The organism is Alistipes sp. (genome assembly GCF_048465635.1).
Taxonomy (GTDB): Bacteria; Bacteroidota; Bacteroidia; order Bacteroidales; family Rikenellaceae; genus Alistipes.
Genome location: NZ_DBFWLF010000028.1, coordinates 358,801 through 371,953 on the forward strand (window position 1 = coordinate 358,801; position 13,153 = coordinate 371,953).

8 protein-coding genes are annotated in these 13,153 nt (G+C 63.7%); 4 read left to right on the top strand and 4 right to left on the bottom strand.

Annotated features, from left to right (window positions below; translation table 11 throughout):
• Positions 1 to 27 precede the first annotated feature (27 nt).
• Together gpmI and alaS are read right to left on the bottom strand one after the other, a co-directional pair.
• Entirely contained in the window at positions 28 to 1,560 is a 1,533-nt protein-coding gene (gene gpmI, locus ACMO9O_RS11195) for a 2,3-bisphosphoglycerate-independent phosphoglycerate mutase (protein ID WP_418983951.1), read from the bottom strand.
• 728 nt (positions 1,561 to 2,288) lie between these two features.
• Positions 2,289 to 4,910, bottom strand: a complete 2,622-nt coding sequence (alaS, locus tag ACMO9O_RS11200) for an alanine--tRNA ligase (RefSeq protein WP_418983952.1) — start codon at positions 4,908 to 4,910, stop codon at positions 2,289 to 2,291.
• Between the two features lie 98 nt (positions 4,911 to 5,008).
• Here alaS and ACMO9O_RS11205 point away from each other — a divergent pair, with 98 nt between their 5' ends.
• The 3 genes from ACMO9O_RS11205 (at position 5,009) to ACMO9O_RS11215 (ending at position 8,312) form a co-directional block, all read left to right on the top strand.
• Positions 5,009 to 6,004: a M23 family metallopeptidase gene (locus ACMO9O_RS11205; protein ID WP_418983953.1), complete on the top strand. Its 996-nt coding sequence runs from the start codon at positions 5,009 to 5,011 to the stop codon at positions 6,002 to 6,004.
• 3 nt (positions 6,005 to 6,007) lie between these two features.
• Complete coding sequence (locus ACMO9O_RS11210) at positions 6,008 to 6,958, top strand: M23 family metallopeptidase (RefSeq protein WP_418983954.1); 951 nt, start codon at positions 6,008 to 6,010, stop codon at positions 6,956 to 6,958.
• 751 nt (positions 6,959 to 7,709) lie between these two features.
• Positions 7,710 to 8,312 carry an HAD family hydrolase gene (locus ACMO9O_RS11215; protein ID WP_418983955.1) on the top strand — a complete coding sequence of 201 codons (603 nt, stop codon included), beginning with the start codon at positions 7,710 to 7,712 and terminating at the stop codon, positions 8,310 to 8,312.
• 4 nt (positions 8,313 to 8,316) lie between these two features.
• Here the strand turns inward: ACMO9O_RS11215 and ACMO9O_RS11220 are convergent, their stop codons facing one another.
• Positions 8,317 to 11,157, bottom strand: a complete 2,841-nt coding sequence (locus tag ACMO9O_RS11220; protein WP_418983956.1) for a PD-(D/E)XK nuclease family protein — start codon at positions 11,155 to 11,157, stop codon at positions 8,317 to 8,319.
• Between the two features lie 33 nt (positions 11,158 to 11,190).
• Positions 11,191 to 11,901, bottom strand: a complete 711-nt coding sequence (locus ACMO9O_RS11225; protein WP_418983957.1) for a GIN domain-containing protein — start codon at positions 11,899 to 11,901, stop codon at positions 11,191 to 11,193.
• A gap of 108 nt (positions 11,902 to 12,009) precedes the next feature.
• Here ACMO9O_RS11225 and ACMO9O_RS11230 point away from each other — a divergent pair.
• Positions 12,010 to 13,153, top strand: a 1,144-nt coding sequence (locus tag ACMO9O_RS11230; protein WP_418983958.1) for a UvrD-helicase domain-containing protein, incomplete at its 3' end; no start/stop codon positions are given.

Below are 13,153 nucleotides of genomic sequence, written 5' to 3' on the forward strand. Positions count from 1 at the left end.
GGGGTTTGCGTGCACCGCGGCGCCGCGTCATTTCATTTCGACCAACGCCTTTCCGGTCATTTTGGCGGGCTGTTCGACGCCCATCAGACGGAGCACCGTCGGAGCCACGTCGGCCAGAATACCGTCGTGCACCTTCTTCACGCGGTCGGAGACCACGACGATGGGTACGGGGTTGAGCGAGTGGGCGGTATTGGGCGATCCGTCGGGGTTGACGGCGTTGTCGGCATTGCCGTGGTCGGCGATCATCACCACCTCGTAGCCGTTAGCCTTGGCCGCCTCGACCACCTTTTCGACGCATCGGTCGACCGCCTCGACCGCCTTGACGATCGCTTCGTAGACGCCCGTATGACCCACCATGTCGCCGTTGGCGAAGTTAAGGCAGATAAAGTCGAACTTCCGTTCGCCCAGCGCTGCAACCAGTTTGTCAGCCACTTCCGGCGCGGACATTTCGGGCTGGAGGTCGTAGGTCGCCACCTTGGGCGAAGCGACCAGAATACGCTCCTCGCCGTCGAACTTCTCCTCGCGGCCGCCGTTGAGGAAGAACGTCACATGGGCGTATTTCTCGGTCTCGGCGATGCGCAGCTGGCGAAGCCCCTGCTTGGAGACCCACTCCCCGATCGTGTCGGGCACGTTCTCCTTGTCAAAGAGGATGTGCAGCCCCTCGAACTTCGCATCGTAGGGGGTCATGCAGCAGTAATAGAGCGGCAGCGTGTGCATCCCCTCGGCGGGCATGTCCTGCTGCGTCAGCACGACGGTCAGCTCCTTCGCGCGGTCGTTGCGGTAATTGAAGAAGATCACCACATCGTTCGGCCGGATCAGCCCGACGGGCTTCCCCGCCGCATCCACGCGGACGATGGGTTTGATGAACTCATCCGTCACACCCGCATCGTAGGATTTCTGCACGGCGGCGGCCATATCCGTGGCCGGTTCGCCGACGCCCTCGACCAGCGCATCGTAGGCAACCTTCACGCGCTCCCAGCGTTTGTCGCGGTCCATCGCATAGTAGCGGCCGACGATCGTGGCGATCTGCCCGGCGGCAGCGGCCGTATGCTTTTCGAGCTGCTCGATGAAGCCCTTGCCGCTGCGCGGGTCGGTGTCGCGGCCGTCCATGAAGCAGTGCACGAAGGTGTTTTCGATCTTATACTCGGCGGCGATGTCGCAGAGCTTGAAGAGGTGCTCCAGCGACGAGTGCACGCCGCCGTCCGACACGAGGCCCATCAGATGGACGCCGACACCGTTTTTCGCGGCGTATTCGAAAGCGGCCTTGATCTCCGGATTCTCCAGGATGGAGTTGTCGCGGCAGGCGCGGTTGATCTTCACCAGGTCCTGATAGACGACGCGGCCTGCGCCGATGTTCAGGTGGCCGACCTCCGAGTTGCCCATCTGCCCGTCGGGCAGACCGACGTTTTCGCCGTCGGTGCGCAGCTGGGCGTGGGGGTAACGCTCGGTCATGGCCGAGATATAGGCGGGATGCACCGTCGAAATGACGTCGGCCTTGTCGTGACGGCCGTTGCCCCAGCCGTCGAGGATCATCAGAAGGACTTTGTTCGTAGTGTTCATATCTTAGCGTTTTTTGATTATTACCGTTGTATTTTATCCGAAGAACGTTGGCCGCCTGCGGCGCCCGATCGTACGGACCGAAATTCGGTTTGTCATTTTTTCGGCTGTCAAGCCGGCAGGCCGCAGCCTCCGGGTGCGGAGGCCCGCATTAGCGTTCCTCCGCAGGCTGCGCTCGAAATAAGGATTTGACATTCTCCTTACGACGACCTATGCCTCATATTGTCTTGCGGCTCTTTTGAGCCGCGCGGGCCGCAGCCTCGCCCTGCGAAGGCCCGCTTGTCGCGTCCCTCCGCAGGCTGCGTCCCTAAGCCAAGGACCCCGGCAACGCGCCTCAATTATATCTAAGCAAAGCAATAGCTTTGCACCTCCGTCGCGCACTTCTGGAAACGGCGGAAATCGCGGCCGGACGACGCCGAGCGCCCGGAACGGGTGTGCGAAAAGCGTAGTCTTTCGTGCCCGTTCAGCGAGAAGGAGGACGACCGACCGCCGTTTTCTGCGTGCGCCTCTCTTTCGCCCTTTCTTCTAAAGAAAGGGCAAGAGGTTCGGTTCGAAGAACCGCGCGGGCCACAGCCTCCCGGTGCGGAGGCCCGCAGTTGCGTCCCTCCGCAGGCTACGTCCCTAAGCCAAGGCCCCCGGCAACGCGCCTCAATTATATCTAAGCAAAGCGACAGCTTTGCACCCTGCTCGCGCACTTCTGAAAAAGCAACCGGCCCGTACCGCAGCCGAACCTATTTCAGCTGCTCGCGAATCAGTGCAACGGCCTTGTCGATGGCCGCCTGCAACCCATCCGTCTTCTTGCCGCCGGCCGTGGCGAAGAATGCCTGTCCGCCGCCGCCGCCCTGCATCAGTTTCGCGGCCTCGCGCACCACGGCCCCGGCATTCGCGCCGCGGGCAACGATCTCCTCGCCCAGCATCACCGTCAGCAGCGGTTTGTCGCCGTAGTTCGAACCCACGACGAAGACCAGCCGCGGCGAACGCGCGCGCAGGTTATAGGCGAGGTCCTTGATGAATTCGGGCATACGGTCCGACTGCACGGCGAAGAGCTGCATGCCGTCGCGTTCGGGCGTCGAAGCGACGATCTTGTCGGCCCATTGCGAAACCTGCTCGCGGCGCAGGGTCTCGACCTCTTTCGAGAGGCTTTCGTTGCTCTCGAAGAGCTTCTTGACGGCCTGCAGCACCTGCGGGTTGTTGAAATACTGCGTGAGGTTGCGCATCGTATCCTCGACGGCGTAGATCACCTGCTCGGCCTGCTCGCCCGTGACCGCTTCGATGCGGCGCACGCCGGCCGAAATAGCGCTCTCGCTCAGAATCTTGAAGAACCCGATGTTGCCCGTGGCGCTGGTATGCGTGCCCCCGCACAACTCGACCGACGACCCGAAACGGACCATGCGGACCCGGTCGCCGTACTTCTCGCCGAAGAGCATCATCGCCCCGCACCGCTCGGCCTCCTCCTTGGTCGCCTCGCGGTTCTCCTCCAGCGGGTAGTTGGCGCGCACGGCCCGGTTGACCGCCCGCTCGACCTCGCGCAGCTCCTCGGGCGTAACCTTCTGGAAATGGGAGAAGTCGAAGCGCAGAATCTCGGGCGTTACGAGCGAGCCCTTCTGCTCGACGTGCGTTCCGAGCACCTTGCGCAGCGCTTCGTGCATGAGGTGCGTGGCGGTGTGGTTGTTGGCTGCCGACTGCCGCTTGGCAGCGTCCACCACGGCGGTGAACTCCGCCGCCGGGTTCTCCGGCAGCCGCTCGACGATGTGGACGATCAGGCCGTTCTCCTTCTCGGTGGCGACGACCGGAATGCGTTCGTTGATGCTCTCGATGAAGCCGATGTCGCCGATCTGACCGCCCGAATTGCCGTAGAACGGCGTACGGTCGAAGACCAGCTGGTAGGAGGTGCGCCCTTTGGAGCTTACGCGGCGGTAACGGGCGATGCGGACCCGCTCGGTGAGCGTGTCGTAGCCGGTGAAGACGCTTTCGCGGATCGGGAACAGCTCCACCCAGTCGTCGGTGGAGACCGCCGCGGCGTTGCGCGAACGCTCCTTCTGGGCCTGCAGCTCCTTCTCGAAAGCCGCGAGATCCACGCCGACGCCCTGCTCGCGGGCGATCAGCTCCGTCAAATCGATCGGGAAGCCGAACGTGTCGTACAGCTCGAAGGCGTCCTTGCCCGAGATCAGTTCGCGGCCCTCGCTGCGCGTGCGCTCGATCACCCCGTCCAGCAGGTTGATACCCGTGGCCAGCGTGCGCAGGAACGAGGCCTCCTCCTCCTCGATCACCTTCTCGATCAGCGCCTGCTGCGCCTTCAGTTCGGGGAACTGGCCGCCCATCTGTTCGACCAACCCGGCGACCAGCCGGCAGAGCGTCGGCTCCGTGAAGCCGAGGTAGGTGTAGCCGTACCGCACGGCACGGCGCAGGATGCGGCGGATGACGTAGCCCGCCTTGACGTTCGACGGCAGCTGTCCGTCGGCGATCGAAAAGGCGATGGCCCGCAGGTGGTCGGCCATCACGCGCATGGCCACGTCGGCTTTCGGATCGTCGCCGTAACGCTTGCCCGAAAGCTCGGCGATGCGGCGGATCGTAGGCTGGAAAACGTCCGTGTCGTAGTTCGATTTCTTGCCTTGCAGAATCATGCATAGGCGTTCGAAGCCCATGCCCGTATCGACGTTGCGCGCGGGCAGCTCCTCCAGAGAGCCGTTGGCCTTGCGGTTGAACTGCATGAAGACCAGGTTCCAAATCTCGATCACCTGCGGATGGCCCTCATTGACCAGCTCGCGGCCGGGCTTCGCGGCGATCTCCGCCTCGTCGCGCAGATCGAAATGGATCTCCGAGCAGGGACCGCAGGGACCCGTTTCGCCCATCTCCCAGAAGTTGTCGTGCTTGTTGCCGCGGATGATGTGGTCCTCGGGCAGGAACTGCTTCCAGTAGTCGTAGGCTTCCTGATCGAACGGCACGCCGTCCTCGTCGGAACCCTCGAACACCGTGGCGTACATCCGCTCGGCAGGCAGCCCGTAGACGCCGTGCAGCAGCTCCCAAGCCCACTCGATCGCCTCCTTCTTGAAGTAATCGCCGTAGGACCAGTTGCCCAGCATCTCGAACATGGTATGGTGGTAGGTGTCGTGGCCCACCTCCTCCAGGTCGTTGTGCTTGCCCGACACGCGCAGACACTTCTGCGTGTCGGCCGCCCGGGGGTATTTGCGCGGCGCGTTGCCCAGGAAGATGTCCTTGAACTGGTTCATGCCCGCATTGGTGAACATCAGCGTGGGGTCGCCCTTGACGACCATCGGGGCCGACGGCACGATCACGTGACCCTTCGAGGAGAAGAAGTCGAGAAAGGCCTGCCGGATTTTATTCGATTCCATGATATATTGATTGATTCGTTTTTTCCGTTATTCGATTCGGGTTGCAAAATTACACAATTTACGCTAAATTTGCACGAATAACCGGAGATTTTTAGCTGATGGAGGAAAAACGACAGACACCGGGCGTACACAGCCTCAGCCGCGAAGCGGAAGCGCTCACGCGCGAGGTCGTCACGGCCCCGTTCCGGCTGAAAACCTACCGCCTGCTGCGCAAGATTCTGGTGGGCTTCATCCTCGTGTCGATCGCCAACGTATTGTTCTCCTACTTCTTCTACACGCCGAAGATGTACCGGATCAACCGCGACAACCACGATCTGGTGATCCGCTACCGCATCCTCCAGGACCGCATCCGCACGGCTCAGCGGCGGCTGGACGACATCCGTCACCGCGACAACTACGTCTACCGCTCGCTTTTCGCCACGGACACGCTCTCGATCGAGGGGGTGTGGCAGCCCTACCCCGATACGAAATACGCGCGGATGGAGGGCGACGAGTTCGAGGGGCTGATGGTCGGCACGTGGAAACAGCTCGACGCGCTGGCCCGGATGCTCTACCTCGAATCGGTCTCGCTGGACGAGCTGCAAGCCCTGACGCGCAACAAGGAGCAGTTGTCCACGGCGATCCCCGCCATCTGGCCCATCGACCGCAAACGGCTCAAGAACAACCATATCGGCGCCTTCAACCCGCGCCGCATGCACCCCATCCTGCATGTGGTGCGCCCGCACAAGGGCATCGACCTGGGCGGCAAGACGGGCGATCCGGTCTTCGCCACGGGCGATGCGCGCGTGGAGACCACCCAGAACTCGAACCGCGGCTACGGACGGATGATTCTGCTCGACCACGAGTTCGGCTACAAGACGCGCTACGCCCACCTGAGCCAGATCCTGGTCAAGCCGGGCGAGCAGGTCGTCCGCGGCCAGCTGATCGGCTACATGGGCAGCACGGGTATTTCGACGGCCCCCCACCTCCACTACGAGGTGATCCACAAGGGCGTGCCGGTCAACCCGGTCAACTACTTCAACCGCGACATGACTCCCGAGGAGTACGACACGCTCATGCAGCAGATGCGCGACACCAACTTCGAAAAACTCTAAGCGATGGCTGGCAAGAAAGACCTCGAACGGCTCCGACGGCGCAAACGCCGCAAGCAGCGCACGATCCGCGTGACGGTGCACCTGTTCGTCTGGACGGGGGTGGCGGTGCTCTACTACCTGGGGTTCTCGCTCTTCTTCGACACGCCCGTGGAGTACGCCATGAAGCACTCGACCGACGCGCTGCGGCGCGAATACGCCGAACTTTCGGCGCGCTACGACTCGCTGATGCGCGTGGCGGAAAACGTCGCGGCGCGCGACCGCAACGTCTTTCAGACCCTCTTCGAGGCCGATCCCTACGATTTCGACTCGGAGTTCGAACACCGGCAGACGGCCACCTACGAGCAGATCGTCGGCCGCTCGTCGCGCCGCCTGCGCCGCGAGCTGGGACAGCGGGTCGAGGCGCTGGAGGGGAAGCTCGCGCAGCTGAACGACACCTACCTCGAATTGCAGCGGCGCATCGACCTTGCGGGCCGCGACTGCGACCGTATTCCGGCGATCCAGCCCGTCATCAACAAGCAGCTCACGCTGCTCACGGCCTCCTACGGCATGCGCTACCACCCGTTTTACAAGACACTTCAGTCGCATCAGGGGGTAGACTACACCATCCCCGAAGGGTCGAGCGTCTTCGCCACGGCCGACGGAGTGGTCCGCGACGTGGCCATGCGCAACTCGACTTCGGGCATGACCGTGGTGATCGACCACGGTAACGGGTATGAAACCTCGTACAGCCACCTCAGCAAATCGAACGTCCGCAAGGGGCAGACGGTGCGGCGGGGCGACATAATCGCTCTCTCGGGCGATACGGGTCTCTCGCTGGCTCCGCACCTCCACTACGAGGTGCGCTACAACGGCATGCGCGTCGACCCGATCCACTACTTCTTCATGGAGCTTACGCCGACGGAATACCAGCGGCTGATGCGCATTGCTCAGACGGGGATGCAGTCGTTCGACTGAACCGTGCGGCCGAACCGGCGGAAAAGAGTCGTATGGACGTAAGCCTCCCGGCGCGGAGGCCCGGGAAAAAGATCGATCCGAGCGGCCCGGTTCGTGCTGCCGGAAATCCGTTTCCGACCGTCGGAGCCTCGCGGCGTCCCGCCGCGTTTGCAAATCTGACCCCACCCCGGCCCTCCCTCAGGGAGGGAGATGACGTACGATCCGGACGGTCCGGGAACGTTTTTGTTGCGGCTTTTAGAGCCGGGCGGGCAGCAGCCTCCCGGCATATGCACAGACGGTTGCTCCGGTTGATCGGATAATTCGGCTTGAAGAGCCGGCGGCCCGCAGGCTCCCGGCATATGTAACTAATGCCGCCTCTGCAAAAGTGGAAAATTCGGCTCAAAGAGCCGGCGGGCCGCAGGCTTACGGTGCGGAGGCCCGCAAAGCGTGCTCCGCAGGCTGCAACCATAAAAGACAAGAGCTAATTTTGATAATTGGATAGTTCCGCATATTCGGCCCGAAAGGACCGGCGGGCCGCAGCCTCCCGGCATATGTAACTGACGGCGCCCCGGCAAAAGTGGAAAAATCGGCTCGAAGAGCCGGCGGGCCGCAGCCTCCCGGCGCGGAGGCCCGCATTTGCGAGCCCCCGCAGGCTGCGTCCGAAAACCCGCAACCAAACACCCCGCAGGCTGCGTCCAAAAACCCGCAACCAAACACCCCGCAGGCTGCGCCCGAAACAACGACCAAGGCTCAAAAATACAAAGCGATACCGATGGAAACCGATACCCGAATAAAACTTTTGCTGCTCGATTTCGACGGCACGCTGGTCGATACGCGGCGGGCCAATACGCTCGCCTACGTGGCGACGCTGCGCGAGGCGGGCTACCCGCTCACGGAGGCGGAGTACGAGGCGCACTACTTCGGCATGCGCTGCGACGAGTTCCTCACCCGGCTGGGCGTGGCCGATGCGGCTGAACGCGAACGGCTGCGGCTCGAAAAGATCGCCCGCTACCCCGCTTTCTTCGACACCGTGCGGCTCAACCGTCCGTTGTGGGAGTTCTGCCGCCAGTTCCGAGCCGGCGGCGGCCGCGTGTGGATCGTCTCGACCGGCAGCCGCGACAACATCGACAACGTGATGCGCCACGTGGGCATCGGTGGACCCGACACGCCCGACGGGGCCTGCCCCGAGGGGCGGGTCGACGGGATTCTCTCGGGTGCGGACGTCGCGCGCAGCAAACCCGCGCCGGACTGCTTTCTCGAGGCGATGCGCCGCGAGGGGTGCTCGCCGCGCGAAACGCTCGTCTTCGAGGATTCGCCCGTCGGCATCGAAGCCGCCCGCCGCAGCGGCGCGTCCTATTTCGTCGTGAATCTCTGATCCGCTACCGTTTGCAGATCACGTTGAAATCGCAGAATTTGCAGGTATCCGCGTCCGCACACTGGCGGAACGGAACCGCGGGATCGAACAGCTCGGCAAGGGTCTCGCGCAGCAGCTCCTCGAACCGTTCGCGGTAGAGCGAGTAGCGCCCGCCCCGCACGCCCGTCTCCCGGTCGTCGAGCTGCGGCGAGTAGTCTGGCCGGTTCATGGCACGCACGTAGTAGAGCGCCGGTTCGGCATCGACGCCGCGACTATGACTGAGCATCATGGCATAGAGCAGCGTTTGCAGGATGTTCGAAAGGCGCTGTTTGCCCTCGCCCCGAAAGAGGCTCTCCACCCCCGCGAACTCCAGGTGCGGGGCTCCCGTCTTGTAGTCGACCACCCGCAGCGCGCCGTCCGGCAGGCGGTCGATGCGGTCGGCGATACCCGCGAAGCGGATCACCCGTTCACCGTCCGGAGTAGGAAACGCAAATCCATACCCCACCTTCTCTTCCAATCCCGCCACCGTAAAATCGTCGTGCGCCGCGTCGTAGGGCATCACCCCGCCGCGCAGGTAGCGCGTCACGATATCTTTGACCAGCAGCAGATTGCCCGTATAGTCGGCCGTCGTGGCGCGCTCGTCGCGGAGGTAGTTCTCGTTGATGGCCCGCTCGACCGCCGCGGCGACCTCGCCCGAGCGGATCAGCGCCCGCAGCGTTTCGCCGGGATGCGCCTCGCCCGCGATGCGGGCATAGATGGTCTGCACGGCGGCGTGGAGGATCGTACCAAACATCGGAGCGTCGACCTCCTCGGTGATCTCGTCGTCGGTGTCCAGCCGTGCAATGGAGTGAAAGTAGAAGCGCAGCGGGCAGGCCACATAGCGGTAAAACGCCGTCGGCGAGAGCGTCGCCGTGCCCTCCGGGTCGGTGAAACGTTCCAGCCGCCGCATCACCCCTTCGTCCTTCGCCACCTCGATGGGCTCGGCCGGGGCCAGGTCGACATCGACCCCCACCTCGACCTTGCGCACCGCGAAGCCGCTTTCGTAATCCAACTGGCGAATGTAGCGGCTCGGCTCGCCGGTGGTCTTCTCGTCGGCATGCGCGCAGTAGAGCATGTGCACCGTCTCCGCGCGCTGGATCAGGCGGTAGAAATAATAGGCATAGACCCCCTCGTGGTGCTCGGGCGTGGGCAGTCCGTAGGCCGCGCGCAGGTTGTAGGGCACGAACGACGAACCGCCGACCAGACTGCCGGGGAAGTTGTCGTCGTTCATCGAGAGGATCACCACGTTTCGAAAGTCGAGGTTGCGCGTTTCGAGGATACCCATCACCTGAATACCCTCCAGCGGCTCCCCCTCGAACGGGATGCGCAGCGTCTGCAGGTGGCGGCGCAGCAGCGAGGCGTAGACCTCCGGTGTAAGGTCTATATCGCAACCCTCCAACGAGTTGCGCAGCTTGGTCAGCTCCTCGGCCACCACGGCCAGAAACTCCGTCCGCTCGCGCGCATCGTCCCCGGCATAGGGCATGCGCGCCACGGCGGCGACCACCCGCGAGAGCCAGTCCGACACGTCGCGCCACGTCTCCGCAGCCGCAAAGACGGTCGAGAGCAGTTCGTTGCGCGCCAGAAAGGCCCCGTCGACCGAGATGCGGCGCTCGCTCACGATCCGCTCCTGCAATTCGGCGACCAGCGCCGCATCGCTCTCCAGCACGTAGGGATGCGCCAGCAGCCCCGTCACGTCGGCGTGGTAGAAGGTCCACCTCTCGCCCCGCCTGCGGCGGTGGTGCTGCAGCTCCACGAGCCGTTCGACGAACGTGTAGGCCAGCGTCGCACGCAGCGGATAGCCCATCGTGACATTCACGCGCCCCAGCTCGGGCGGCAGGGCGTACAACAGCGGCATCAGCAGATTCTCGTCGGTCAGCACCACGGCGGTGCGCTTGTCGAGCTTTTCGCGGCGCGCCAGCGTACGCAGAATCTCGGCGGCGTACTTGCATTGCACGGCGTTCGAGACGGCGGCCACGGCCGTCAGCGACTTGCCGCGCGCGAAGTGGTCGTGCGAGAGAGGCGCCCGGGGCGGGAACTGCACGAGGTTCTGCCGCACGAACATGCCCGCCTCCTGCTCGGGGCGGTCGGTATAATAGGTGTCGTAATCCCAGTAGAAATCGGTCTCGGCAGCGGTCGAGAGGAAGCGGAACAGGATTTTCTCGCACTCCGAGAGCGCGTTGAACCCCGCCACCACGTAGCGGCGCGGCTCCCCGAAGGCGAACTCCCCGCTGCGGATGCGCTCGGCGGCGGCGCGCTGCACCATGCCGTTATAGGCGATGCCCAGCTCGGCCAACCGCTCGCGGAAGCGCGTATAGATCGGCAGGAGCGTCTTCCAGATCGCCAGAAACCGGCGTTTCTCGGCTGAGAGGTCGGCCTCCGCGCCGAACGACGACCAGAAGGCGAGGATTTGCAGCTGCGCGGGGGTGAGGTAGGAAATATCGGCCTCGATCTCCTTGATCTGCTCGATGTTGCGGAAGAGCATCCGCGCGTCGATGAGGTACTTGTCGATGGTGTCGAAGTCCGCCAGGAGCATGTCGCCCCAGAAGTAGAACTTGTCGAACGGCTCGTCGTGGTACTCGGAATAGACCTTGTAGAGTTCGGTGATGAGCCGCACGCGGTCGCCCGTCGCAAGCCCCGACACCTCCCCCATCAGTTCGTCGATGGTCGTCCAACGGGGCCGCCACAGGGGCCGCCCGGCGATACGGGAGAGCGCATCGACGAAGAACAGCTGCGCACGGCGCGACGGAAAGAGCACTGCGCAGTCGGAAAGGCTCTCGCCGTATCGGCCGTACAGCTCTTCGGCGACCTCCTCCAGAAATCCCTTCATCGCGCAGCGCTTACCCGTTCACGGCCTCCGGCCTCACTCTTCGATATGTCCGATCTCGCCGCCCAGGAACCGCGAGCCGCCGCGCACGATGGCCGGCTGCCCCTTGAAGCTGATCGTCCCCTTGGTCGAGGTGGTCGCCTCCAGGCGGTCGGTCACCGTCAGCGTCACCGTCCCGCCGCTGGTGGCGTTGACCTGTGCGGCCATCACCTCCAGCGCGGCGGCATCGACCTCGCCCGTCGAGACGAGCAGCGAGAGGTAGCGCACCGCACCCGAAAGCGTAGCCTTGCTGTGGCCCGTAAGCTCCATCTTGAGGTCTTTCACGTCGAGCGCGGCCGTCACCGTGGCACGGCCCCCGACCGTCAGATCGAGCAGGCTGCGCGTCAGCGTCCCCTCGAAGGTCGCCGCGGCGTCGTTGATCGTGAATGCGTCGACGTCGTTATAGCAGACCTTGACCGAGGTTCGCTCCGGACGGCGGGCGTCCGAGCGCTCGGTGATGCGCAGCACCTTGTCCCGCACCTCGAACTTGAACTTGGTGGTATAGGAGCCTTTGGTGTCGTATTCGATCCTGGGCGCTTCGGTGTCGGGCACGCGGACGAAAACGATGTCGAGCGGAGCCGCCACTACCACGGAGGTGAACGACGGCAGCCACTCGCTGCGGGCCGCGGAGTCGGCGGCCTGGGCCGGCTGTGCCCGGAGCGCTCCGAATGAGAGCAGCATCACAACGCTAAGAATCAATTTCTTCATAGGAAATGACGTATTTAATGCGTCGCTAATTTACGAAATTATTGCCAAACGCGGTTTGCCGTTCGGGATTTGTTTTGTACTTTTACCCAATAAACGACTTTTCGGACAGTGAGAGCGAAGATTCTGAATGCGAGCGCCGGGTCTGGCAAGACCTACCAGCTGGCGTACAAATACGTGCGCGACGTGGTGGAACAGCCCGCCGTCTACCGGCACATTCTGGCCGTGACCTTTACGAACAAGGCCACCGAGGAGATGAAGACACGCATTCTCAAGGAGATTCACGCACTGGCCTCGGGCGCGGAAAGCCCCTACCTCGCCGCGCTCTGCCGCGAACTGGGGCTGGACGCCTCGACCGTGCGCCGACGCGCCGCGGAGGCCCGCTCGAAGATTTTGCACGACTATTCGCGCTTCACGGTGCTCACCATCGACACCTTTTTCCAGCGCATCCTGCGCGCATTCATCAAGGAGCTGGGCATCGACCTCAACTACAACGTCGAGATCGAAACCGCGTCGGTACTCTCGAAGAGCGCCGATGCGCTCGTGGAGCGGATCGCCGCCGACGGCGAACTGCTGCGCTGGCTCACGGAGTTCGTGCAGGAGCGCATCGACGAGGGGCGCAAGTGGGACGTGCGCGACGGCATCCTCTCGCTGGGCGGCGAGCTGTTCAAGGAGAAGAACAAGGATTCGCTCACCACGACCCGCACGCGCGAGGAGCTCGCCCGCATCGTCCGCGAAGCCACCGCCGCGGCCGAGAAGAGCAAGCGCGAACTGTTGGACACGGCCGCCGAGGCCGTGCGGCTGATCACCGGGGCTGGACTTGCCGCGGCCGACTTCTCGGGCAAGAGCCGCAGCTTCGCCAACTGGTTCTTCACCACGGCCGCCGGAGAGATCAAACCCTACGGGGCGACCGCGGGCAGGATGAGCCTTACGTGCACGGGCTGGTGCGCTAAAGGGTCGCCCGCCCAGGCGCTCGTGGCCGAGCTGCAACCCCTGCTGCGGCGGATGTGCGACCTTTACGACGGGAACGTGCGCGCGTGGAACACCTGCGCGCTGCTGCGGGAGAACTACCGCAGTTTCGCGCTGCTCTCGGACCTCTACGCCCAGGTGCAGCACCTCTGCGACGAGCAGAACATGATGCTGCTCTCCGAAACCAAATACATCCTCTCGGAGTTCATCGGCCACAACGACGCGCCGTTCATCTACGAGAAGGTCGGCAACCGCTTCGAGCGCTTCATGATCGACGAGTTCCAGG

Excerpts from the sequence above, each read along its gene's own strand:
- gpmI (WP_418983951.1), bottom strand. The coding sequence starts at position 1,560 with ATGAACACTACGAACAAAGTCCTTCTGATGATCCTCGACGGCTGGGGC.
- ACMO9O_RS11205 (WP_418983953.1), top strand. The coding sequence starts at position 5,009 with ATGGAGGAAAAACGACAGACACCGGGCGTACACAGCCTCAGCCGCGAA.
- ACMO9O_RS11215 (WP_418983955.1), top strand. The coding sequence starts at position 7,710 with ATGGAAACCGATACCCGAATAAAACTTTTGCTGCTCGATTTCGACGGC.
- ACMO9O_RS11220 (WP_418983956.1), bottom strand. The coding sequence starts at position 11,157 with ATGAAGGGATTTCTGGAGGAGGTCGCCGAAGAGCTGTACGGCCGATAC.
- alaS (WP_418983952.1), bottom strand. The coding sequence starts at position 4,910 with ATGGAATCGAATAAAATCCGGCAGGCCTTTCTCGACTTCTTCTCCTCG.
- ACMO9O_RS11210 (WP_418983954.1), top strand. The coding sequence starts at position 6,008 with ATGGCTGGCAAGAAAGACCTCGAACGGCTCCGACGGCGCAAACGCCGC.
- ACMO9O_RS11225 (WP_418983957.1), bottom strand. The coding sequence starts at position 11,901 with ATGAAGAAATTGATTCTTAGCGTTGTGATGCTGCTCTCATTCGGAGCG.